Consider the following 22,144-nt stretch of genomic DNA (forward strand, 5'->3'; position numbering starts at 1 on the left):
TGGGCCGCGCCCGCCGCATAGAGGCGGTAGAATGGTCGCACCGCGATACACGAGGAGGGGTGAGGCCATGCCGTCGAACATACCGGCCACGACGATCCGCATCGACCCGGAGGTCAAGAGGGAGGCCGCGGCCATCCTGGACGAGCTCGGCCTGTCCATGTCCACCGCCGTCAACGCGTTCCTCAGGGCGCTCGTCCGAGAGGGCGGGATGCCGTTCGAGATGAGGGTCAGGACGCCGGCGCCCGACGGGGAGACGGCGAGATAGCCGGCAGGCCGGCATGTCAATCCTGGTCTAACAGAGCCTTTTTTAATCCCCGTCCCAGAAAAATCATTGGGAGGAGAAGCGGGATTGGCGGCCGAAGGATAGGGCGGTGTCGCCGAACTTGTCTCGGACGGCGTCGATGGCGACGGAGAGGTCGCGGCGGTCGCTGGATTGTGCTCCGCGGTCATCAATCTCGCAGAACAGGTCAGTTTGGATACCGCCTTGGTGGTTGAAGTCACTCATGCCGATACCCGCCAGACGCACGTGCATGCCTTCTTGCCAGATATTGTCGAGCAGCTCGAGCGCTACGGCCACAAAGATATTCTCGTCGTCGGTCGGATGGGGCAGCCGGCGCTGCGCCGTACGCCCGCTGCCATACGAATACTTAAGCTTGAGCGTTACCGTGGCACCCGTCAGCCCCTGACGGCGCAGACGGCGTCCCACTGACTCTCCCAGCAGCGCAATCGCCGCCTCGATATCCCCACGCTCAGTCAAATCCTTCGCAAAGGTGCGCTCATTGCTCACCGATTTAACTTCACGTTCGTCATCCAGGCCGGTGACCTCGGATACTTCGAGCCCCAAAGCACGCTGACGCATGCGCTCGCCATTCACGCCAAAAATTGCAGCCAGGGTGGACTCTGGCGCGCGTGAAAGCTCGCCGAGTGTATAGATGCGCATGCGACGCAGTCGCTCCTCGGCCGAACGCCCGATTCCGCTCATGGCAGATACCGGCAGCGCAGCCAAAAAGCGCTGTTCCGTACCGGGGCGCACAATGGTCAGACCAAACGGCTTGTCGCGCTCGCTTGCGATTTTGGCCACGGTCTTGTTGCAGCCGACGCCGATGGAACACGTCACCCCCAGCGCCGCAACGCGGTCGCTCATGCGCCGTGCTACCAGTAGCGGATCCTCGGGCGCAAACCGGCCCGGCGTAATATCGATAAAGGCCTCGTCGATGGACACACGCTCCACGCGCGGTGTCTCATCGGCGAGAATCGCCATGACCTGCGCGCTCACCTCACGGTAGCGATCAAAGTGTCCGTGCGTCCAAATGGCCTGCGGACAGAGGCGCCGTGCCTCGGCCGAGGGCATGGCGGAATGCACGCCAAAGCGGCGCGCCTCGTAGGAGCAGGTGGACACGACGCCGCGGGAATCGGCATCGCCACCCACGATGAGCGGCTTGCCGCGCCACTCGGGATGGTCGAGCATCTCCACGCTCGCAAAAAACGCATCGAGATCCATGAGGCCTACTGCCGGTCCCGTCCAGGGCGGCGGCGTGACGCCCGCAGCATCCTCATAACCGTATGTATGTTCGCGTCTTTTCATGGCATGAGTATACCGCGCAGCTCATGTGGGGTGCGTGGATGTGCTTGCAAATCGCGAATTCTTGTCTAAGATATGGATTTGCCTTCGACTACACCGAAGAAGTTGGTCTCACGGACTTCACCTGCCCGCGTCGATGGCGTATTATGTTCAACTGTTTGTTTGTAGTTGCAGCCTAAAGCTGCTTGGTTGGAGGAGTTTCCTTTGGCAGTCAAGATTCGCCTTGCTCGTCACGGCGCTAAGAAGCGTCCGTACTACCGTGTCGTCGTCGCCGATTCCCGCGCCCCGCGTGACGGTCGTATCATCGAGGAGGTTGGCCGCTACAACCCGATGACCGCCCCCAAGACCATCAACCTCGATCTCGAGAAGATCGCTGACTGGCAGTCCAAGGGCGCTCAGCTCACCGACGCTGTCGCTGCTCTGGTCAAGGCCGCCAACGAGGGCGAGAAGACCGAGACCGTCGTCAAGAAGTCCAAGAAGCAGCTCGCCAAAGAGGCCGAGGCCGCTAAGGCTGCCGCTGAGGCCGCTGAGGGCGCCGAGGAGTAAATCGTGCCTGAGGTTGACGCTGCACAGCTCGAGGGTGAGGCAATGCTCTCAGATCGCATCGCCGATCTCGTCGAATATCTCGTTGTTCAGATCGTCGACGACCCGGATTCCGTGAGCCTTGAGGTCATCGATGGTGACGACGCCTCCACGATTGAGGTTTCGGTTGCCGAGGATGACGTCGCTAAGGTCATCGGCCGTCGTGGCCGTACCATCAAGGCCATTCGCACGCTCGCCCGTGCACTGGCCGCTCGCCTCGACACTGCAGTCGAGGTAGAGGTTCTGGGCTAGGACCTTGAGGTCCCAGTACAAAAACATCGCCCGTGTGGTCAAGCCGCACGGAAGGAAGGGGGAGGTCCTCGCGCAGCCGCTGCGGGGGCTTCCTTCTGTATTGACGCCGGGTATGCGCGTCGCCTTGACGCCGCCGGCGCTCAAGCGTGACCGTTTTTGCACGGTCACATCCGTCACCGATACGGGCGATGGCGATCTGGTCTCGTTTGAGGGCATTGATGACTTGACGGCCGCCGAGGGCATCACCGGATGCTACGTGCTGGCAAATCGTGACGACTTTGAGCTCGATTCGCTCGACGCCGCCTATACCGATCTGATGGGTCGCGAGGTGGTCGACGAGCGCTTTGGCTCGCTCGGCACGATTGTCGAGATCATGTCGACGCCCGCCAACGATGTTTGGGTTGTCGAGGGCGATCGGTACGGCGAGGTGCTGATTCCCGTGATCGAGCAGGTTGTGCTCGATCTTCCCGATCAGGGGACAATTTCCGTCCACGTTATGGACGGGTTGATTGATATGGACAAGTAGGGAGGACAACATGCTGATTGAGACCCTTTCGGTCTTTCCCGAGATGTTTGAGCCCGTCATGTCCACGTCGATTTTGGGCCGCGCCCGCAAGGCCGGCCTTTTTGATTTTAAGGCGTATAACCTGCGCGACTGGACGCACGACCGTCATCGTACCGTCGATGACGAGCCGTATGGCGGCGGGCAGGGCATGCTCATGAAGGTCGAGCCCATTGCCGAGGCAATCGAGGACATTAGCTCTGAGGGTCCCAAGCCCACCGTGGTGTTCTTCACCCCCTGCGGCGAGCCCTTTACGCAGCATGTGGCCGAGCGCCTGCTCAAAAGCGAGCGCCTGCTGTTTGTGTGCAGCCGTTACGAGGGCGTCGACGAGCGCGCCTATGCGTATGCCGATGAGCGTCTATCGATCGGCGACTACGTGCTCACGGGCGGCGAGCTGCCCGCTATGGTCGTAGCCGATGCCGTCGTACGGCTCATTCCCGGAGCCTTGGGCGACGAGATGAGCAACGTGGACGAGTCCTTCTCGACCGCCGAGGACGGTGGCCTGCTCGAGTACGCGCAGTACACCCGTCCCGCCGAGTTCAATGGTGAGGGCGTACCTCCAGTACTCGTAAGCGGCGACCACGCCAAGGTCGATGCCTGGCGTCGTAAGAACGCCATCGAGCGTACCTGTCGTTGGCGTCCCGATCTTATTGAGACGGCTCACCTTACGCCCGAGGAGCGCGCGTACGCGCAAGAGATTCTGGACGCATCGTATTCGCAGAGCGAGGAGTGAGAATGGTCCCATCGCAGCATTCCGTGCTAAAGGGTGCGTTTGAGTGGATCGTGGTTGTCGCGATCGCACTGGTCGCCACTTTCTTGATTCGCTCGTTTGTGGTCGAACCCTTTGTGGTACCCACCGGTTCCATGGAGTCCACGATCGAGATTGGCGACCAGATCCTGGCGCAAAAGGTGACGCTCGAACTCGGACAGCCCGTCAAGCAAGGCGATATCGTGGTGTTCCACAATCCCGATGCCACGTCCGAGCATGACGTGCTGGTAAAGCGCGTCATCGCCACGGCCGGCCAGACGGTCGACCTGCAGGACGGCAAGGTCGTCGTCGATGGCCAGGCGCTCGACGAGGACTATACGACTGGCATGAGCTGGCCGCTTTCGGTCCAAGCCCCCGGCGCTCAGGTGAGCTATCCCTACACCGTCCCTGACGACTGTGTGTGGGTGATGGGTGACAACCGTGAGAACTCTGCTGACTCCCGCTACTTTGGCCCGGTCGACCGCTCCGACTTGATTGCCGTGGCGCTTGTGCGCTACTGGCCGCTCAACCGTATCGGCGCTATCGATTAAAAACCGCTATAGTACAGTACCTAACCGTGTAATCGTTTCGACGAGGGGATATTAGAGGCATGAACGCTTCATCGCTTTCCTTCCAAGACATCATCCTGCGCCTCCAGCAGTACTGGGGCGAGCGGGGCTGCGTCATCATGCAGCCCTATGACTCCGAGGTCGGTGCCGGTACCTTCCATACCGCGACCACGCTGCGCTCGCTCGGTCCCGCCGAGTGGCGCACCTGCTATGCGCAGCCCTGCCGCCGTCCTGCCGACGGCCGCTACGGCGAGAACCCCAACCGCATGCAGCACTACTATCAGTTCCAGGTGCTCATCAAGCCCTCGCCGGTCAACGCCCAGGAGCTCTACCTGGGTTCGCTGGCCGCCATTGGCCTGGACCCCAACGACCATGACGTCCGCTTTGTCGAGGACGACTGGGAGAGCCCGACGCTCGGCGCCTGGGGCCTTGGCTGGGAGGTCTGGCTCAACGGCATGGAGGTCACGCAGTTTACGTACTTCCAGCAGGTGGGCGGCATCGAGGTCGACCCCGTGCCCGTCGAGATCACCTATGGCCTGGAGCGTATCGCCATGTACGCCCAGGGCGTCAACTCGGTCTACGACCTGGTGTGGAGCTACCTGCCCGACGGCACGCCCATGACCTACGGCGATGTGTTCCTGGAAAACGAGCGCGAGTTCAGCGCTTATAACTTTGAGGTGGCCAACGTCGAGATGATGCGTCAGAAGTTTGACGACTACGAGGCCGAGTGCCACTCCTGCCTGGAGCGCAAGCTGCCGCTGCCGGCATATGACTGCGTCATGAAGTGCAGCCATGCCTTCAACCTGCTTGATGCCCGCGGTGCGCTGTCCGCAGTCGAGCGCGCCAACTACATCCTGCGCGTCCGCGCCGTCGCCAAGGCGTGCTGCGAGGCCTATATGGCCGAGGTCGCCGGAATCAACGAGAATGCCGATCAGGAAGGCGAGGTGGCGTAAGCCATGGCAGACGCTAAGGATTTCCTGTTTGAGATCGGTACGGAGGAAATGCCCTCTGCACCGCTGAACAATGCCGTCAAGCAGTTTGGCACCATGATCGCCAAGGGTCTCGACGAGGCAGGTCTGGCCCACGGCGAGGTCCGCGTGATCTCGAGCCCGCGCCGCCTGGCTGCGCTCGTTGCCGACGTCGCCACCGCGACCGATGAGGTTCACGAGGTCAAGCGCGGCCCCGCGGCCAACATCGCCTTCGATGCCGACGGTAACGCCACCAAGGCCGCCCAGGGCTTCGCACGCAAGTGCGGTGTAGCTGCCGAGGATCTGGTCCGTCGCGAGGACACCGACGGCCGTGAGTACGTATTTGCCGAGAAGAACATTCCTTCCGCCCCGGCCACCCCGATTCTGACGGCCCTGTGCGAGAAGACCATCGCCGGCCTGCAGTGGCCCAACTACCGCTCTCAGCGCTGGGGCCACGAGCACGCCACGTTCGTGCGTCCGGTCCGCTGGATCTGCTGCCTTTTGGGTGAGGACGTCGTGCCCGTTTCGTTTGCCGACGTGACGAGTGGCAACACCACGCGTGGTCATCGCGTGCTTGGCCCCGGTGACCATGTGGTCGCTAGCCCTGCCGTCTACGAGCAGGTGCTCGAGGATGCCGGCGTGCTTTCTGCCGAGCGCCGTCGCGAGGCCATCCTTGCCGGCATCGCCGAGGTCGAGGCTGCGCGCCCCGGCTGTCACGTCGATACGCCCAAGAAGGTCTTTGAGGAGGTCATCAACCTCTGCGAGTGGCCGACGGTGCTTGTCGGTACCTTCGACGAGGAGTTCCTCAAGGTCCCGCACGAGATCATCTGCGAGTCTATGCTCACCAACCAGCGCTACTTCCCGATTTATGACGGCGAGGGCAAGCTGACGCGTGAGTTCGTGATCGTCTCCAACAGCAAGCCCGAGAATGCCGAGCGTGTGATCGACGGCAACGAGCGTGTCGTGCGCGCCCGCCTGGACGACGCCAAGTTCTTCTACGAGGAGGATCTGAAGATCTCCCTCGACGAGTTCCGTGAGCGTCTGGCCAAGGTCGCCTTCCAGGAGAAGCTCGGCAGCGTGCTCGCCAAGTCCGAGCGTATTGAGCAGCTCGCGCTCGCTATTGCCCGTGAGGCTCACCTGGGTGCCCACCTGGCCGCCGACGCCGGCCGCGCCGCTCACCTGTGCAAGGCCGACCTGGTGTCCAACGCCGTCGTCGAGTTCACGAGCCAGCAGGGCGTGATGGGCGGTTACTACGCCAGCGCGATGGGGGAGAACGACGAGGTCGCTCATGCTATCCGCGATCACTATCGTCCCCGCTTTGCTGGCGACGAGCTGCCCGAGGGCACCGCTGGCTGCATCGTGGCCTGCGCCGACAAGCTCGATACCATTGCCGGCATCTTTGCCATCGGCGAGCCCCCGACCGGCTCTTCCGACCCGTACGCGCTGCGTCGTGCCGCCATCGGCATCATCAACATCCTGCGCGACCGTCTGCCGATCGACCCCACGTCGCTCATCGACTTTGCGCTTGAGCTCTATAGCGAGCAGGGCATTGAGTTCGACGCCGCCGAGGTCGCCCAGCAGGTTCGCGACTTCTTCCACGGCCGTCTGGTGAGCATGGCCCGCGACGAGAAGATCCCGGCCGACACCGTTGCCGCCGTTTCCGCGGTGCACATCATTGCCCCGTCGGTCTTCTTCGCCCGCTGCGCCGCCCTCGATGAGGCCCGCAAGAACGACGCCGAGACCTTCGACAACCTGGCAACCGCCTACGCCCGCGCGGCGCACATCTCCAAGCCCGAGCTGGGCGCGGAGTACGATCGCGCCCTGATGGGCGAGGTCGAGCTTGCGCTTGCCGACGCCTCCGAGGCCGCTCAGACCGCCGTCGATGCCGCTCTCACCGCCGAGGATTATCCTTCCGCGTTTGCCGCCCTCGCCGCCCTACGCGCGCCCATCGACCGTTTCTTCGACGAGGTTATGGTCATGGACAAGGACGAGCAGCTCCGCGATAATCGCCTTAAGCTGCTCAACCGCTTCGAGGCCGTTTTCTCCGGCATCGCCAACATCGGTGAGCTTGCTCGCAAAAAGTAAGCTAGCCTGCGCATAAGCGCAAAAGGAGCCCCGCATGGATTGCCCGGTCACCGCTCGTCCCACCGTTATCGTTATCTCCGACTCGCTCGGTGATACCGCTTGTGAGGTGGTGCTTGCGGCGTCCGGGCAATTTGATGAAGGGGCTTTTCGTCTCTTTCGTCTGCCTAAGGTGACCTCGGTGGAGCAGGTCAAGTTGTTTGTGGGACCGCGTGTCGATGCCGACCATCGTGATATCGCCGTGTTCCACACTATTGTCGATCCGGCGCTCCGTGCTCGCGTGCTCGACTACTTGGGTATGCTGCACATTCGCTCGGTCGACCTGATTGGCCCGACGCTTGCGGTGCTGTCGTCGCTTATTGGCGTGCCGCCAAAAGGAGTGGCGGGTGTGATCCATAAGACCGATGACCGGTATTTCCACCGCATCGAGGCCATGGAGTACTTTGTCGAGCACGATGACGGACGCGGTTGCGACGATCTGTCGGCTGCCGATATCGTGCTGCTGGGCGTATCCCGCACGTCCAAGACGCCGTTGTCGATGTATTTGGCCTATCAGGGCTACAAGGTCGCCAACGTTCCGTTGGCGCACGGTATGGAGCCGCCCAAGTCGATTTACGAGGTCGATCCGATGCGTCTCTTCGGTCTGATTTCGACCGTCGATGTGATTGCCGAGATTCGCGATAGCCGCCTGGGCGACGACTATGCCCGTGCCGTTGCCGGCTCCTATGCCGAGCCCGAGAGTGTACGCAGCGAGCTCGAGGAAGCTCGTGCCCTCATGAAGCGTCTGGGTTGCTTTGTGGTGCGCACCGACGGCAAGGCGATCGAGGAGAGTGCCTCCGAGATCATCGCTCACCTCGAAGAGATTCAAGAGGCGAGAGCCCGCCGTGCCGCCCGCCGCGCCCAACAAAACTAGCTTATTGGGTTAGCTAAAATTACCTGAAATTGATAAAGCGCTTTATCAGTTTCTACCGCTTTTGACATGCAATTAGACTGTAGTGGTATCTTCATAAGGTAACCACCTTTACCTACCGTTTACCGCTAGTTTTAGCACGTTTACCAAACCGCGTATCCTCTGCTCAAGCCCATTCAAAACCCGCCGTATAGTTCCCTCACGGCCCGCATCCGGCGGGCCGATTCGTCACCACGGTCGTGCGCGAGAGCGCATGGAAGGGGAAGTATCGTGAGCGATTGCAAGAGGGTTTACCGTTTTGGAACCGATGCCCAGGGCACCTGTGTCACTGAGGGCGACAAGTCCATGAACTTCGTGCTTGGCGGCAAAGGCGCTAACCTTGCCGAGATGAGCCGTATCGGCCTGCCGGTTCCCGGTGGCTTTACCATTACCTGCCAGATCTGCGTCGAGTACTCTGGTGCCGGCAACGTCTGGCCCGAAGGCGCGCTCGACCAGATCGTTGCCGCCGAGGCCGACCTCGAGGCCCGCTGCGGCAAGAAGCTCGGCGACGCCCGTGACCCGCTGCTCGTGTCGGTGCGCTCGGGCGCTCCGTTCTCCATGCCCGGCATGATGGATACGGTTCTCAACCTGGGCCTCAACGACGAGTCCGTTCAGGGCCTTATCGCCCAGACGCAGAACCCGCGCTTTGCCTGGGACAGCTATCGTCGCTTTATCCAGATGTTCTCCAACGTCGTCATGGGTGTCGATGCCGACTTGTTTGAGAATGCCCTGACCCAGGCCCGCCTGGTCGCCGGCGTTCGCGTCGACTCCGAGCTTTCGGCCGAGGACCTGCAGGAGCTCGTCGAGACCTTCAAGTGCATTTTCTCCGACAACGTCGAGGCCGCCCTGTATCCCGAGCTCGAAGTCGCCGACGGCAAGCCCGTCTTCCCGCACGATCCGGAGCTTCAGCTGCGCCTTGCTATCCAAGCCGTCTTTGGCAGCTGGATGAACGAGCGCGCCTGCATCTACCGCAAGCAGCACGGCATTTCCGATGACCTTGGCACCGCCGTCAACGTCCAGGCCATGGCCTTTGGCAATAAGGGCGAGACCTCGGCGACCGGTGTCGCCTTTACGCGCAACCCGGCAGACGGCACCAAGGAGTTCTACGGCGACTTTCTGGTCAACGCCCAGGGCGAGGACGTCGTCGCCGGCATCCGCAACACCGAGCCCATCGCCGACCTCAAGACCACTCCGGGCCTCGAGTCCGCAGGTGAGGAGCTTGAGCGTGTATTCCTGACGCTTGAGGATCACTACCGCGACATGTGCGACATCGAGTTCACCATCGAGCAGGGTAAGCTCTGGATGCTTCAGACCCGCGTGGGCAAGCGTACCGCAACCGCCGCTCTGCGCATCGCTATCGAGATGGTCGAGGAGGGCCTCATCACGCGTGAGGAGGCCGTGAGCCGCATCGACCCCGCGCAGCTCGACCAGCTCCTGCACCCGCAGTTCGACTCCTCCAAGAAGTACGAGGCGCTCGCATGCGGCCTTAACGCCAGTCCCGGTGCCGCCGTGGGCGGGGTCGTGTTCTCGAGCGATGACGCCGTCGCGCGTTCTGCCCAGGGCCATAAGGTCATTCTGGTCCGCTGGGAGACCAACCCCGACGACCTGAAGGGTATGGTCGCCGCCGAGGGTATCTTGACGAGTCACGGTGGCAAGACGAGCCATGCCGCCGTTATCGCCCGCGGTATGGGTACACCCTGCGTCTGCGGTGTCGAGCGTTTCCACATCGATGCGGCCGAGAAGGTCGTGCGTATCGAGGGCAGCGATCGCGTGCTGCACGAGGGCGACATCATCTCCATCGACGGCACTCAGGGTATCGTCGTCGATGGCGCTGTCGATTTGGTCTCCGCTGAGCTCGCCGGCGACCTGGACACCATCCTGTCCTGGGCCGACGAGATCCGTCTGGACGAGACCGACGGTCACGCCAACCACGTGCGCGTCAACGCCGACAACCCCGAGGATGCCGAGCTCGCGCTCGAGTTTGGCGCCGAGGCCATCGGTCTGTGCCGCACCGAGCATATGTTCCTGGGCGATCGCAAGAACATTATCCAGAGCTTCATTCTGTCCGACGACGAGGCCGTGAAGCAGCAGGCCCTGGCCGATCTGCTCAAAGTCCAGACCGAGGATTTCTTGGCGATGTTCAAGACCATGTCTGGTCGCGATGTGGTTGTTCGCCTACTCGATCCGCCGCTTCATGAGTTCCTGGATAATCCTCGCGAGCTCGAGGTCGCCATCACCAAGAAGGAGGCCGCCGGCGCCAGCGAGGAAGAGCTCGCCGCCCTGCGTGCCCGCCTGCGTCGCATCGACGGCATGGTCGAGTCCAACCCGATGCTCGGCCTGCGCGGCGTGCGTCTGTCCGTCGTCTTCGGTGACCTGCCGCTCATGCAGGTCCGTGCCGTGGCAACGGCTGCCGCCCGCCTTATCAAGGAAGGCGTCGACCCGCGTCCCGAGATTATGGTCCCGCTCGTTTCCATTACGGCCGAGCACGTTCAGACTCGCGAGGTCATCGAGCGCGTGATCGCCGAGGTTTCCGCCGAGGAGGGCGTCGAGCTCAACATTCCCGTGGGCACGATGCTCGAGCTTCCTCGTGCCTGCATGGTCGCCGACGAGATCGCCCTTCACGCAGATTTCTTCTGCTTTGGCACCAACGACCTCACGCAGACGACGTTCGGTTTCTCGCGTGACGACGCCGAGGCCAAGTTCATTCCGCTGTACATGCACAAGAAGATCTTGAAGGATAACCCCTTCGAGACCATCGACTCGGCGGTGCTGGAGCTCGTGCGTATGGCCGTCGAGAAAGGTCGCGCCACCAACCCCGACATGCACTTTGGCGTGTGCGGTGAGCACGGCGGCGACCCCAAGTCCATCAAGGACCTGTTCAACGTGGCCGACGTGGACTATGTGTCCTGCTCGCCCTATCGCGTACCCCTCGCGCGCCTGGCTGCCGCTCAGGCCAAGCTCGAGGCCAAGCGTTCCGCCTAACCTTTTGGGTATAGACGCCTAGCGTAGCCCCCTTCATGCCGCCCGTCTCATTCGTGAGGCGGGCGGTTGTCATGTGCGGGTTTTGTCTTTTTGTCTGCATAAAAAATTGTTCTTGCAGCAGAAACCCGCGCGTGTATACTCGAATACGTTTGTTCAACTACGTGCCGGCCAAGGTGGTACGGCACCTCTAGAAGAGTAAGGAATTGCACATGGATTACATCCGCGCAATCGAGCGTCAGCAGATCCGCGAGGACATCCCGCAGGTCCGCGTTGCCGACAACGTCAAGGTTCACTACCGCATTAAGGAAGGCGACCGCGAGCGCATCCAGGTTTTCCAGGGTGACGTCATCCGCATGGCCGGCGCCGGTGCCCGTGAGACCTTCACCGTCCGCAAGATTTCCTTCGGTGTCGGTGTTGAGCGTACCTTCCCGCTTCACAGCCCCAAGATCGCCAAGCTCGAGGTCGTCCGTCATGGTCGCGTCCGTCGCGCCAAGCTGTACTACCTCCGCGACAAGGTGGGCAAGGCTGCTCGCATCCCCGAGAAGCGCTAAGAAGATCGCAGCGTCTGTCCACTCGTTTGGACAAAAGGGTCACCTTCGGGTGGCCCTTCTTTTTATCTGATTTGCATGCAAGGAGGCCCCGATATGGCCAACATGACGAGCTCGGTTTCGGCATCGCAGGTTGCCGGCGAGCTGGCGAGCGCCACGTTTGAGGAGATTCCCGCCCTCGTGGAGCATTATCGTGAGGATCCGCGCCAGCAAGTGATCAAGGCTTGCGAGCGTGCTCTTAAGCGCCATGCCAAGGAACTTGCCGAGCGCGAGCGCGTCAACGGTATGTACGAGCTGATGCATGAGCTCGGTGGGGATGGCGTGGTCGTGGGTGTCGACGAGGTGGGTCGCGGATCGGTGGCCGGTCCTTTGACGGTATGCGCCGTCTGTCTTCCTATGGAGCCGCGCGTCTGGGGCATCAACGATTCCAAAAAGCTCACGCCGGCGCGCCGCGAGCTGCTCTCGGTGAAGATTGCCGAGGTCGCGACGGCGATTGGTTTTTGCCATATCCCGCCTGCGGATATCGATGACATGGGCATGGCCCGCGCCATCCGCGCTGCCGTCGCGGGCGCCGTGGCCGATACGGGGCTCGAGCCTGATTGCGTGCTTATGGACGGCAACCCCTTGGGCGCCGTTCCCAACGAGCGCGACGTGGTGAAGGGCGATGCCAAAATCGCCTGTATCGCCGCGGCGTCCATCATGGCAAAGGTCACGCGTGACGAGATGATGGTCGAGTACGACGCCGAGTACCCCGAGTATCATTTTGCCGAGTCGAAGGGCTACGCAAGCCCCGAGCACATCGAGGCGATTCGCAAACATGGACTTTGTCCGCTGCATCGTGTGAGCTTTTGCGGAAACTTTCTGCAGACTGAGCGCCTTTTCTAGGTCAATTGTGGAGACAGGGACCTCTGGCGTTTTATAAACCTGCTGGTAGCGGGCCGTGTGCAACGTGATTGTTGCGTACGGCCCGTTTTTTGTCGGCATTTGGTCAGCTTTTGGTTTGCTTCCGGTACTTACCCGCATGAAAGGTGCCCTCATTATCGGGGCAATGCAGTGTGCGGGAAAGGAGACCCCATGTGTGCCGCAAGCAAAAAGAGCAAGACGCAGCAACTCAAGGAGCGCTGGGAAGACGGCGAGCTCGACTGCGGGGCGATCACGCCCGAGTTTATCAAGGGACTCAGTCCCCGCGAGCTCGGCATGCTGGGCGAGCTGATCACCATCGATTACTTCAACGAGCGTGGATACACCTTGTTGGAGCAGGGCTATCGTTGCATTGAGGGCGAAGCCGATCTGGTGCTGCTTGACGAGCTCGACGATGTCGTGGTGATGGCCGAGGTAAAGACAAGACGCGTCGCCCTGGATTGCACCACGCGGGTCTTTCCCGAGGAGGCCGTGGACGCCCAAAAGCAGCGTCGGTATCGCCGTATCGCAAGTTGCTATCTCATGGAGCACTATCCTCTCAGGTCGATTCGCTTCGATGCCGTGGGCGTCACCATCCGCGGCGGGCATATCGCCGAGATTGAGCACCAGTACAATGCGTTCGATTGGCAGGTGTCGTGATGGCGTTCGAGACGTTTGCCGTACACGCGGCCTGTATCCGCGGCGTCGAGGCAATTCCCGTCACCGTCGAGGTCTCGCTTGCCGGTGGCGTTCCGGGCATCCAGATGCTCGGCATTCCGAGTATGGAGGTGATGGAGTCGCGCGGGCGTATCCGGTGCGCCATGCGCTCGGCCGGCTTCGAGATTCCGCGCTCTGGCATTACCGTCAACCTGGCACCCGGCGATATCCGTAAAACCGGCAGCGGTTTTGACCTGCCGATTGCCATCGCGGTTCTGGCGGCCGATGGGCAGATTCCCCGTGACAACCTCGATCGTTGCCTTATCGCAGGAGAGCTTGGTCTGGACGGCACGGTGCTACCTGTCAAGGGCGAGGTGGCGTTTCAGCTGTTGGCGCGCGATATGGGGCTTTCCTTTATCGCTGGTAGGTCCGATCAGCATGTGCCGCTTGCAGGCGTTGACTGCGGCTTTATCGACCACCTATCTCAGCTTGCCCATGGCATGGGGGATGCCGCACGGCATTACCTGGATTCTGAAGTGCTCGAGGCTACCTTTGAGCCCGAGCTCGATTATGCCGACGTGCTGGGGCAGGAGGTCGCCAAACGTGGCATGGCGCTTGCGGCCGCCGGCGAGCTCGGCTTGCTCATGATCGGCTCGCCCGGTTCGGGCAAGACCATGCTTGCGCGGCGCATGACGGGTATCTTGCCCGAGCTTTCTCTCGAGGATCAGCAAGAGGCGCTGTGCATCCATTCGGTCTTGGGCGAGAACATCGATGGACTGCTTGCGGGACATCGACCCTTCCGCAGCCCGCATCACAGCATTTCGACCGCGGGACTCATCGGCGGCGGACGTCCGGTGCATCCGGGCGAAATTAGCCTAGCTCATGGCGGAGTGCTCTTTTTGGACGAGCTTGCCGAGTTTCCCACCGGCGTGCTGCAGACGCTGCGTCAGCCCATCGAGCGCGGTTACGTAAGGATCGTGCGCGTTGACGGGGCCTTTACGTTCCCGTCGCGCTTTCAGCTGCTGGCCGCGAGCAATCCCTGCCCCTGCGGGTTTTTGGGCGATCGTGAAGTGCCGTGTCGCTGCTCGGCGGCGATGGTCGAGCGCTATCGGGGCAAGTTGCGCGGTCCTTTGGCTGATCGCATCGACATGATGATCGACGTGACCCGCCCCGATCCCCAGGTGATCATTGAGGGCGCGGAGGGTATGTCATCGGCCGAGCTGCGCGATTACGTCGTGCGTGGGCGCGCCTTTCGCGCCTGGCGTGAATCCCGTATGGACGATGCGGACACCGAGGCCGAGGAAGATGAGTCGCGGTCCATTGACGGCGTCGTTTCGACCTTTGGGCTTGATGAGGCTGCCGAGAAATGCGTGCTCGGCCTGTCGAAGCGCACACATCTCACGGGGCGCGGCATCGTGCGCCTGGTACGCATCGCACGCACGATCGCCGATGTTGCCGAAAGCGAACGGGTGACGCAGGATCACGTGCTCGAGGCAGCGATGTACCAGGGAAGGAGGGACCAATAATGGGCGAGGGGACCTTCGAGCTGCATCCCGGTGATGCGTTGTTTCCCGAGACCGTTTTGGAGCTCCCGGATGTGCCCCAGACGCTCTATGTGCGCGGCAACCCCGAGGTGCTTTCGATGCCCGCGCTCTCCATCATCGGTGCACGCAAGGCATCGCCGTATGGTCTCGCCGTGGCAGAACTTGCGGCCAAGGTGGCGGTCGAGGCGGGGGTGACGGTGGTCTCGGGCGGTGCGGTCGGCTGCGACCAGGCGTCGGGTTGGGCCGCGGTCAACGCCGGGGGCAAACACATCGTGGTACTGGGGACCGGCGCCGATGTTGTCTATCCGCGCTCGAGCGCCGGCCTCATAACGCGCACACTCGAGACGGGTGGCGCGGTCGTGTCCATTTCGCCGTGGGGTATGGGACCGCGTAAGTTCGCCTTTCCGCGGCGCAATCGTGTAATCGCCGCCTTGTCGCAGGCACTCTTTGTTTCCGAGGCGGGCATGCCCTCGGGTACGTTCTCCACGGCGGAGGCCGCTATGGATTTGGGACGAGAGCTCCTTGCAGTGCCGGGCTCCATCCTTTCGCCCGAGTCGCGCGGGACCAACTATCTCATCGCTAACGGAGCCTGCTGCATCATCGACGAGGAATCAATCGAGATGGCCATCTCGCGCATCTACGGCACGCTGCGCTACTCGCGTCCCGATGCACCTGGCATCGCCGATCTGGACCCAACACAGCAGACCGTGATGCACGCGCTTATCGCCTCGCCGCTAAAGGTCGACGATATTGCCTCGCTCGTCTCGCTTGATGCTGTCGGCGTGCTCAAGCTCTTGGGCTCGCTCGAGCTCGAGGGACTTATCGAGCGCATGATGGATGGAAGGTATGCGCCCTCAAAGTTTGCGCTTCACGCCCAGACGCCCTTCGGTCACAATGGAAAGCGTGTCAATTAGAAAGGTGTTTGCAGATGCAGTTCGATCAGGTGACGGTTATCGGTGGCGGTCTGGCGGGTTCGGAATGTGCGATCCAGCTGGCAGATCGCGGGTTTGCCGTAAAGCTGTGCGAGATGCGCCCCCAGGTGAGCTCTCCGGCCCACCATACCGACCACCTGGCCGAGCTCGTCTGCTCAAATTCGTTTAAGTCAACCCGTCCGGACTCTGCTGCGGGCTTGTTAAAGGCCGAGCTTGAGCGTATGGGCTCGGTCTTGCTCGATTGTGCCCATCGTGCGGCCGTTCCCGCCGGCGGTGCCCTGGCGGTCGACCGCGTCAAGTTTTCCGAGCTTGTCGAGGCCGAGGTTGCCGCTCGACCCAATATCGAGGTCGTGCACGGCGAGGTCACGCAGATTCCCGAGGGCCACGTGGTCATTGCCGCGGGCCCGCTGTGTTCTCCGGCATTGAGCGAAGAGGTCATGAAGCTCGTCGGTGGCGACGCCTTGGCGTTCTTTGACGCTGCCGCGCCAATCGTCGATGCCTCCACGCTCGATATGGACGTGCTGTTTTCGCAGTCGCGCTATGAGGAGCAGGGGAGCGGCGACTATCTTAATGCTCCGCTCAACAAGGAGGAGTACGAGGCCTTTATTGAGGCACTCACCACCGCCGATCGCGTGGTGCTCAAGGACTTTGAGGGTGGTGACCTGTTCCAGGCCTGTCAGCCTGCCGAGGAAGTCGCCCGTACCGGTAAGGATGCTATCCGCTTTGGCGCCATGAAGCCCGTCGGCCTCACCGACCCGCGTACCGGACGTCGCCCTTGGGCGGCGATTCAGCTGCGCGCCGAGAACAAGGAGAAGACCGCCTACAACCTGGTGGGCTTCCAGACCAACCTGACCTTTGGCGAACAAAAGCGTGTCTTCCATATGGTTCCCGGTCTGGAGAATGCCGAGTTCTTCCGTTATGGCGTCATGCACCGCAATACTTTTGTCGATGCGCCGCACGTTCTTGACGGCACCTTTGCCGTGCCTGGCACGGGTGTGCGCCTCGCCGGTCAGATCACCGGCACCGAAGGCTATATGGAGGCCGTGGCGACCGGTCTGCTTGCTGCACTTAACACCTATGCCGAGGCTATCGGTGCGGCTCCTGTGGAGCTTCCTCGCGTGGGCGCCCTGGGTGCGCTCGTGGGCTATGCGACCGACCCGGCAACCGTAGGCTACCAGCCCATGCATGTCAATTTTGGCCTGGTACCGCCGCTCGAGGACGGCAAGCGCCGCAGTAAACGCGACCGCTACCAGGCTTATGCGGATCGCGCCCTCGAGGCCCTCGATGCCTACTTGGCCACGCGTTCCGACTTGTTTGGAGGCGACCGGTCATAGCCTTTGACCTGTACGATACCGTCGACTCGTTTATCGCCTACATCGCACGTGTTGAGGGGCTCTCTCCCAATACGGTGACTGCCTATGGATCGCGGTTGGAGCGCTTTGCCGCCTGGTGCGAGCGCACAGGTGTCGATGCGCGTGTGGCCGACGTGCGTACCGTCCGCGCGTATTTGGCCGAGCTTTCGCGCGAGCAGGTGGCGCCTCGCACCCTTGCGGCACATTTGTCGGCTATTCGGTCGCTCTATCGTTGGATGGCTGCCGAGGGAATTGTCGAGGGTGATGCGGTCTCGGCGATCGCGTCGCCCAAGCTGCCGCGCGACCTGCCCGGTGTCCTTACGACTCAGCAGGTCGAGGCGCTGCTCAAGACGCCTGATACCTCGATGCCCGCGGGCCTGCGCGATGCGGCGATGCTCGAGCTGCTTTATGCCTCGGGTGCCCGCATCTCGGAGCTTTCGGCGCTCAATGTGGGATCCATCTCATGGTCCGAGCGTACACTGCGGTTATGGGGCAAGGGGAGCAAGGAGCGTATCGTTCCTCTGTATCGACGCGCACTCGAGGCGACGCGCACCTATGTCGAGGAGGGGAGACCGGAGTTGCTCGCGCAGGCTAAGCGTCGCGATCCCGTAAACGGTCCCCATCCGCTGTTTATTTCTGCGCGCGGTAATCGCATGAGTGCCGCTATGCTCAGACGACGGTTCCATATGCTGGCGACGCTCGCCGGCATCCCTGCCGACATTGCCCCGCATGCGATGCGCCACACGTTTGCGACCGATTTGCTCGAGGGCGGCGCGGACCTGCGCTCGGTTCAAGAGCTGCTGGGACATGTGAGCCTGTCCACGACGCAGATCTACACGCATCTTACGCCCGACCGGCTTAAGCGCGCCGTGACCCAAGCCCATCCCCGGGGCGAGTAAGCTGGGCGGCTCGCGTTGCGCTTAGGTGTGTGGTTTTGATTGCGGGTTGGCAGGAAGAGGTAATCCTGCTATCATTCATCAGGTTGCTTCACGGCAACAGGTTTTTATCACGCACGCGCGGCTACTTCATACCGTGGTGCCCGGGCTTTGGTAGCACATGTCCGGGTTGGTTTTGGAGGATGACCCCGCGCGGAGGCAAACCACAGGAGGTTTAACATGGCTACCAAGATTAATATCCGCACCCTGCTCGAGGCCGGCTGCCACTTTGGTCACCAGACCCGTCGCTGGAACCCCAAGATGAAGCCGTTCATCTTCGGTGAGCGCAACGGCATCTACATCCTCGACCTCAAGCAGACCATCCTCGACGCCGACCAGGCTTACACCTTCGTCAAGAACGTCGCCAAGGGTGGCAACGTGCTGTTCGTCGGTACCAAGAAGCAGGCTCAGGAGGCCGTCAAGAACGCCGCTGAGCGTGCCAACATGCCTTACATCAACCAGCGTTGGCTCGGCGGCATGCTGACCAACTTCGTCACCATCCGCTCCCGCATCAACCGCATGGAGGAGCTCGAGGCCATGGTCGAGGACGGCCGCATGGCAGTGCTTCCCAAGAAGGAGCAGGCTGTGCTCGGTAAGGAGCTCACCAAGCTCCAGACCAACCTCGGTGGCGCCCGCGACATGAAGGGCCTGCCCCAGGCTCTCTTCGTTATCGACACCAAGCGCGAGGAGAACGCCATCAAGGAGGCCCAGCGCCTGAACATCCCCGTCGTCGCTCTGATCGACACCAACTCCGATCCCGACGAGGTCGAGTACGGCATTCCCTGCAACGATGACGCTATCTCCGCTGTCACCCTTATGTGCGAGCTCATGGCTGACGCCTGCCTCGCAGGCTCCGGCAAGGAGCAGGTCTCCGAGGCCGAGATGGCCGCTGAGCCCAAGGCCGAGTAAATCAGTCTTAGTTAATTCTTTTTCATCTCTTTGAAAGGAACCACAATGGCCCAGATTACCGCCGCTATGGTCAAGCAGCTCCGCGAGATGACCGACTCCCCGATGATGGAGTGCAAGAAGGCTCTCGTCGTGGCTGACGGCGACATGGACGCCGCTGTCGACGTTCTGCGCAAGAACGGCCTCGCCAAGGCTGCCAAGAAGGCTGGCCGTGAGACCAACGAGGGCGCTGTCGCCGCGTTCGTCTCCGAGGACGGCAAGACCGGCGCTCTGCTCGAGCTCTCCTGCGAGACCGACTTCGTCGGCTCCAACGCCAAGTTCACTGGCTTTGCTTCCAAGGTCGCTGAGGTTGTTGCTACCACCGAGCCTGCTGACGTCGACGCTCTGCTCGAGAAGCCGATGGGCGAGGAGACCGTTTCCTCCGAGCTCACCGAGATGATTCACATCATGGGCGAGAACATGAAGATCTCCCGTTTCGCCGCCCGCAAGGCCGAGAACGGCGCTCTCGCTTCTTACATCCACATGGGTGGTAAGATCGGCGTTCTCGTTGAGTTCGCTTTCGAGAAGGCCGAGACCGCTCAGGCTGAGTCCTTTAAGACCTTTGCTCACGACGTTGCCCTTCAGGTTGCCGCCGTCGCCCCGATCTGCGCTACCCGCGATCAGGTTCCGGCTGAGACCGTCGAGCACGAGAAGCAGATCTACATGGCTCAGGCTGCCGAGTCCGGCAAGCCCGAGGCTATCCAGGAGAAGATGGCTGTTGGCCGTCTGGAGAAGTTCTACAAGCAGTCCGTGCTCACCGAGCAGGAGTTCATCAAGGACAGCTCTCTCACCATCAAGAAGTACGCTGAGCAGGTCTCCAAGGAGCTCGGCGACACCATTACCGTCGTTGCCTTTGACCGTCTGGTCCGTGGCGAGTAAATAAGCTCTTGTAGCTGGTAATGAGCAGGCTGTGGGTTTTACTCACAGCCTGCTTTTTCATGGCTCTCCGTTAAGCCTTTGATATTATGTTATGAGTCTAATTAAAGGAGGATCGCTTTGTCCGACATCCGATATAAACGCGTGCTTCTGAAGCTCTCCGGTGAAGCGCTGATGGGCGATGGCAACTACGGCATCGACCCCAAGGTTACCGATCATCTTGCCAAGCAGGTCAAGGAGCTGCTCGCCGTTGGTCATGAGGTCGGCGTCGTTGTCGGCGGCGGCAATATTTTCCGCGGCATGGCCGGCGCCGCCGGTGGTATGGACCGCGCCCAGGCCGATTACATGGGCATGCTCGCTACCGTTATGAACGCGCTTGCCCTGCAGGATGCCTTCGAGCACAACGATGTTCCCTGCCGCGTGATGAGCGCTATCCAGATGAACGAGATCTGCGAGCCCTATATTCGCCGTCGCGCCATCAACCACCTGTCCAAGGGCAACGTCGTTATCTTTGCCGCCGGATCGGGTAATCCGTACTTTACGACTGACACCGCCGCGGCCCTTCGTGCCTGCGAGATCGGTGCCGAGATTCTGATTAAAGCCACCAAGGTTGATGGCATCTACGACAAGGATCCCGTCAAGTGCGCCGACGCCGTCCGCTTTGACAAGATCACCTATCACGAGGTGCTCGTTCGCGGCCTGCAGGTTATGGATTCCACGGCTACGGCTCTTTGCCAGGACAACCGTATGCCCATTTTGGTCCTCAACATCGATGGCGAGGACACCGTCAAGCGCGCGCTCGCGGGTGAGCCCGTCGGCACGCTCGTCTATCAGGAGGATTAAGCATGGCAGAGAACATCACCGCCCACATGGACAAGTCACTCGAGTCTCTCAAGCATAACTTCTCTAAGGTCCGTACGGGCCGCGCTAACGCCAACATCCTGTCTGACATCACCGTTGACTACTACGGTGTTGCCACGCCCGTCACGCAGGTTGCCGCCGTTAAGACCCCCGAGGCCCACATGCTGCTTATCGAGCCGTGGGATAAGGCGCTCATCAATGCCATCGTCAAGGCCATCAGTGCCTCCGATCTGGGTATTACCCCCAACTCCGATGGTACCGTCGTGCGTCTGCCGTTCCCGGCTCCCACCGAGGAGCGTCGTCGCGAGCTCGTTAAGGAGTGCCGCGAGTACGCCGAGCAGGCCAAGGTCTCCATCCGTAACATCCGTCGCGACTTTAACAACAAGCTCGAGCGCGACGAGGAGCTCACCGAGGACGATGTCCGTCGCGAGCAGGCCAAGGTCCAGAAGCATACCGATGAGTATGTTGCTAAGGTCGAGGAGCTTCTGAAGGAAAAAGAAGCCGAGGTCATGGAGATCTAAGGTGCAATACGACGAGCATAAACTGGTCGAGTACTTTGCCGACGCCCCTGCGGGCGTCGGTTTTTCCGACCTTGACCTCAATAACATTCCGCACCATATTTCGTGCATCATGGACGGCAACGGCCGTTGGGCCACGGCGCGCGGTCTTGCCCGCACCGAAGGCCACAAGGCCGGCATCGTCTCGCTGCGCGAGATCATTACCGCCTGCGTGCGCCTGGGCGTCGACGTGCTTTCGGCCTATGCATTTTCGACCGAAAACTGGAATCGCCCGCAGCACGAAGTCAACGTTCTGATGCACCTGTTTGCCAAGACGTTTATCGATGAGCTACCGCTGCTTAAGCGCGAGAATGTTCGCGTTGTCTTTTTGGGCGATATTTCCGCGCTGCCCAAGAAGACCCGCGACGTCTTTGAGCGCGGCCTTGCCGAGTGCGCCGACCATACCGGTATGACGCTGGCGCTGGCCGTTAACTACGGTGCCCGTGCTGAGATCACCCGCGCTGTCCGCCAGATCGCGCTTGATGCGGCTGCCGGCAAGATCGATCCCGCCGCTATCGACGATGATTTGGTTGCTTCGCACCTGTACACCGCTGGTCTTCCCGATCCGGAGCTCGTCATTCGCACCTCTGGCGAGCTTCGTCTTTCGAACTATCTGCTGTGGCAGGTTGCCTATTCCGAGTTCTATGTCACCGATACCTATTGGCCCGACTTTGACCGCTGGGGCCTTGTCGACGCCATTTTGGCCTACCAGGGTCGCGACCGTAGGTTTGGTGGACTGAGCAAGACCGAGGAGGCTTAAT

Annotated in this window: 23 protein-coding genes; 22 read left to right on the top strand and 1 reads right to left on the bottom strand. The window is 61.5% G+C overall.

Annotated features, from left to right (window positions below):
• The first annotated feature begins 67 nt into the window (after positions 1-67).
• Positions 68-265 (top strand): type II toxin-antitoxin system RelB/DinJ family antitoxin, encoded by a 198-nt coding sequence (locus AAA138_RS05755; protein WP_349089942.1) that lies wholly within the window; start codon positions 68-70, stop codon positions 263-265.
• A gap of 63 nt (positions 266-328) precedes the next feature.
• On the opposite strand, the gene dinB is transcribed toward AAA138_RS05755, so the two are convergent.
• Positions 329-1,585 carry a DNA polymerase IV gene (dinB, locus tag AAA138_RS05760; RefSeq protein WP_349089943.1) on the bottom strand — a complete coding sequence of 419 codons (1,257 nt, stop codon included), beginning with the start codon at positions 1,583-1,585 and terminating at the stop codon, positions 329-331.
• A 201-nt stretch (positions 1,586-1,786) separates the two neighbouring features.
• On the opposite strand from dinB, the gene rpsP reads away from it, so the two are divergent.
• From rpsP to AAA138_RS05865, 21 genes are all read left to right on the top strand, one after another.
• The gene (gene rpsP, locus AAA138_RS05765; RefSeq protein WP_022094749.1) at positions 1,787-2,128 is read left to right on the top strand and encodes a 30S ribosomal protein S16; all 342 of its coding nucleotides are present in this window, start codon (positions 1,787-1,789) and stop codon (positions 2,126-2,128) included.
• Between the two features lie 42 nt (positions 2,129-2,170).
• Positions 2,171-2,416: a KH domain-containing protein gene (locus tag AAA138_RS05770; RefSeq protein ID WP_171021534.1), complete on the top strand. Its 246-nt coding sequence runs from the start codon at positions 2,171-2,173 to the stop codon at positions 2,414-2,416.
• 4 nt (positions 2,417-2,420) lie between these two features.
• On the top strand, positions 2,421-2,942 hold the full coding sequence (gene rimM / locus AAA138_RS05775; protein ID WP_050766183.1) for a ribosome maturation factor RimM: 522 nt from the start codon (positions 2,421-2,423) through the stop codon (positions 2,940-2,942).
• A 10-nt stretch (positions 2,943-2,952) separates the two neighbouring features.
• A complete protein-coding gene (trmD, locus tag AAA138_RS05780) occupies positions 2,953-3,711 on the top strand; it encodes a tRNA (guanosine(37)-N1)-methyltransferase TrmD (RefSeq protein WP_349089944.1) in 759 nt (252 codons plus the stop codon).
• 2 nt (positions 3,712-3,713) lie between these two features.
• Positions 3,714-4,277, top strand: coding sequence for a signal peptidase I (lepB, locus tag AAA138_RS05785; protein WP_117583236.1), 564 nt, complete (start codon positions 3,714-3,716; stop codon positions 4,275-4,277).
• A gap of 59 nt (positions 4,278-4,336) precedes the next feature.
• Positions 4,337-5,248, top strand: a complete 912-nt coding sequence (locus AAA138_RS05790; protein ID WP_349089945.1) for a glycine--tRNA ligase subunit alpha — start codon at positions 4,337-4,339, stop codon at positions 5,246-5,248.
• Positions 5,249-5,251: 3 nt separating this feature from the next.
• Positions 5,252-7,348 (top strand): glycine--tRNA ligase subunit beta, encoded by a 2,097-nt coding sequence (glyS, locus tag AAA138_RS05795; RefSeq protein WP_349089947.1) that lies wholly within the window; start codon positions 5,252-5,254, stop codon positions 7,346-7,348.
• Positions 7,349-7,382: 34 nt separating this feature from the next.
• Positions 7,383-8,258 carry a pyruvate, water dikinase regulatory protein gene (locus AAA138_RS05800; protein ID WP_349089949.1) on the top strand — a complete coding sequence of 292 codons (876 nt, stop codon included), beginning with the start codon at positions 7,383-7,385 and terminating at the stop codon, positions 8,256-8,258.
• 267 nt (positions 8,259-8,525) lie between these two features.
• Positions 8,526-11,276, top strand: a complete 2,751-nt coding sequence (gene ppdK / locus AAA138_RS05805) for a pyruvate, phosphate dikinase (RefSeq protein WP_349089951.1) — start codon at positions 8,526-8,528, stop codon at positions 11,274-11,276.
• A 209-nt stretch (positions 11,277-11,485) separates the two neighbouring features.
• Positions 11,486-11,827, top strand: a complete 342-nt coding sequence (gene rplS / locus AAA138_RS05810; RefSeq protein ID WP_117583231.1) for a 50S ribosomal protein L19 — start codon at positions 11,486-11,488, stop codon at positions 11,825-11,827.
• Positions 11,828-11,920: 93 nt separating this feature from the next.
• Positions 11,921-12,709, top strand: coding sequence for a ribonuclease HII (locus AAA138_RS05815; RefSeq protein WP_349089952.1), 789 nt, complete (start codon positions 11,921-11,923; stop codon positions 12,707-12,709).
• Positions 12,710-12,898: 189 nt separating this feature from the next.
• The gene (locus AAA138_RS05820; RefSeq protein ID WP_117583229.1) at positions 12,899-13,384 is read left to right on the top strand and encodes a YraN family protein; all 486 of its coding nucleotides are present in this window, start codon (positions 12,899-12,901) and stop codon (positions 13,382-13,384) included.
• A complete protein-coding gene (locus AAA138_RS05825; protein WP_349089954.1) occupies positions 13,384-14,907 on the top strand; it encodes a YifB family Mg chelatase-like AAA ATPase in 1,524 nt (507 codons plus the stop codon). Before AAA138_RS05820 ends, AAA138_RS05825 begins: the two co-directional genes overlap by 1 nt.
• Positions 14,907-15,839, top strand: coding sequence for a DNA-processing protein DprA (locus AAA138_RS05830; protein ID WP_349089955.1), 933 nt, complete (start codon positions 14,907-14,909; stop codon positions 15,837-15,839). Before AAA138_RS05825 ends, AAA138_RS05830 begins: the two co-directional genes overlap by 1 nt.
• A gap of 14 nt (positions 15,840-15,853) precedes the next feature.
• Positions 15,854-17,191: a methylenetetrahydrofolate--tRNA-(uracil(54)-C(5))-methyltransferase (FADH(2)-oxidizing) TrmFO gene (gene trmFO / locus AAA138_RS05835; protein WP_349089956.1), complete on the top strand. Its 1,338-nt coding sequence runs from the start codon at positions 15,854-15,856 to the stop codon at positions 17,189-17,191.
• Positions 17,192-17,199: 8 nt separating this feature from the next.
• Positions 17,200-18,108 (top strand): tyrosine recombinase, encoded by a 909-nt coding sequence (locus AAA138_RS05840; protein ID WP_349090010.1) that lies wholly within the window; start codon positions 17,200-17,202, stop codon positions 18,106-18,108.
• A gap of 216 nt (positions 18,109-18,324) precedes the next feature.
• On the top strand, positions 18,325-19,053 hold the full coding sequence (gene rpsB / locus AAA138_RS05845) for a 30S ribosomal protein S2 (RefSeq protein ID WP_006236109.1): 729 nt from the start codon (positions 18,325-18,327) through the stop codon (positions 19,051-19,053).
• Positions 19,054-19,098: 45 nt separating this feature from the next.
• Positions 19,099-19,968 (top strand): translation elongation factor Ts, encoded by an 870-nt coding sequence (gene tsf / locus AAA138_RS05850; protein ID WP_349089957.1) that lies wholly within the window; start codon positions 19,099-19,101, stop codon positions 19,966-19,968.
• Between the two features lie 117 nt (positions 19,969-20,085).
• On the top strand, positions 20,086-20,808 hold the full coding sequence (gene pyrH / locus AAA138_RS05855; RefSeq protein WP_349089959.1) for a UMP kinase: 723 nt from the start codon (positions 20,086-20,088) through the stop codon (positions 20,806-20,808).
• Between the two features lie 2 nt (positions 20,809-20,810).
• Positions 20,811-21,347: a ribosome recycling factor gene (frr, locus tag AAA138_RS05860; protein ID WP_343006967.1), complete on the top strand. Its 537-nt coding sequence runs from the start codon at positions 20,811-20,813 to the stop codon at positions 21,345-21,347.
• A gap of 1 nt (position 21,348) precedes the next feature.
• Positions 21,349-22,143 (top strand): isoprenyl transferase, encoded by a 795-nt coding sequence (locus tag AAA138_RS05865; protein ID WP_349089960.1) that lies wholly within the window; start codon positions 21,349-21,351, stop codon positions 22,141-22,143.
• The last annotated feature ends 1 nt before the right edge of the window (position 22,144 follow it).

It is taken from the genome of Collinsella sp. CLA-JM-H32B (assembly GCF_040098065.1).
Lineage (GTDB): Bacteria > Actinomycetota > Coriobacteriia > Coriobacteriales > Coriobacteriaceae > Collinsella.

What these genes read in the sequence shown, in the direction of transcription:
- AAA138_RS05755 (WP_349089942.1), top strand. Translation starts at nt 68, where the DNA reads ATGCCGTCGAACATACCGGCCACGACGATCCGCATCGACCCGGAGGTC.
- dinB (WP_349089943.1), bottom strand. Translation starts at nt 1,585, where the DNA reads ATGAAAAGACGCGAACATACATACGGTTATGAGGATGCTGCGGGCGTC.
- AAA138_RS05770 (WP_171021534.1), top strand. Translation starts at nt 2,171, where the DNA reads ATGCTCTCAGATCGCATCGCCGATCTCGTCGAATATCTCGTTGTTCAG.
- trmD (WP_349089944.1), top strand. Translation starts at nt 2,953, where the DNA reads ATGCTGATTGAGACCCTTTCGGTCTTTCCCGAGATGTTTGAGCCCGTC.
- lepB (WP_117583236.1), top strand. Translation starts at nt 3,714, where the DNA reads ATGGTCCCATCGCAGCATTCCGTGCTAAAGGGTGCGTTTGAGTGGATC.
- AAA138_RS05790 (WP_349089945.1), top strand. Translation starts at nt 4,337, where the DNA reads ATGAACGCTTCATCGCTTTCCTTCCAAGACATCATCCTGCGCCTCCAG.
- glyS (WP_349089947.1), top strand. Translation starts at nt 5,252, where the DNA reads ATGGCAGACGCTAAGGATTTCCTGTTTGAGATCGGTACGGAGGAAATG.
- AAA138_RS05800 (WP_349089949.1), top strand. Translation starts at nt 7,383, where the DNA reads ATGGATTGCCCGGTCACCGCTCGTCCCACCGTTATCGTTATCTCCGAC.
- rplS (WP_117583231.1), top strand. Translation starts at nt 11,486, where the DNA reads ATGGATTACATCCGCGCAATCGAGCGTCAGCAGATCCGCGAGGACATC.
- AAA138_RS05815 (WP_349089952.1), top strand. Translation starts at nt 11,921, where the DNA reads ATGGCCAACATGACGAGCTCGGTTTCGGCATCGCAGGTTGCCGGCGAG.
- AAA138_RS05820 (WP_117583229.1), top strand. Translation starts at nt 12,899, where the DNA reads ATGTGTGCCGCAAGCAAAAAGAGCAAGACGCAGCAACTCAAGGAGCGC.
- AAA138_RS05825 (WP_349089954.1), top strand. Translation starts at nt 13,384, where the DNA reads ATGGCGTTCGAGACGTTTGCCGTACACGCGGCCTGTATCCGCGGCGTC.
- AAA138_RS05830 (WP_349089955.1), top strand. Translation starts at nt 14,907, where the DNA reads ATGGGCGAGGGGACCTTCGAGCTGCATCCCGGTGATGCGTTGTTTCCC.
- trmFO (WP_349089956.1), top strand. Translation starts at nt 15,854, where the DNA reads ATGCAGTTCGATCAGGTGACGGTTATCGGTGGCGGTCTGGCGGGTTCG.
- rpsB (WP_006236109.1), top strand. Translation starts at nt 18,325, where the DNA reads ATGGCTACCAAGATTAATATCCGCACCCTGCTCGAGGCCGGCTGCCAC.
- tsf (WP_349089957.1), top strand. Translation starts at nt 19,099, where the DNA reads ATGGCCCAGATTACCGCCGCTATGGTCAAGCAGCTCCGCGAGATGACC.
- frr (WP_343006967.1), top strand. Translation starts at nt 20,811, where the DNA reads ATGGCAGAGAACATCACCGCCCACATGGACAAGTCACTCGAGTCTCTC.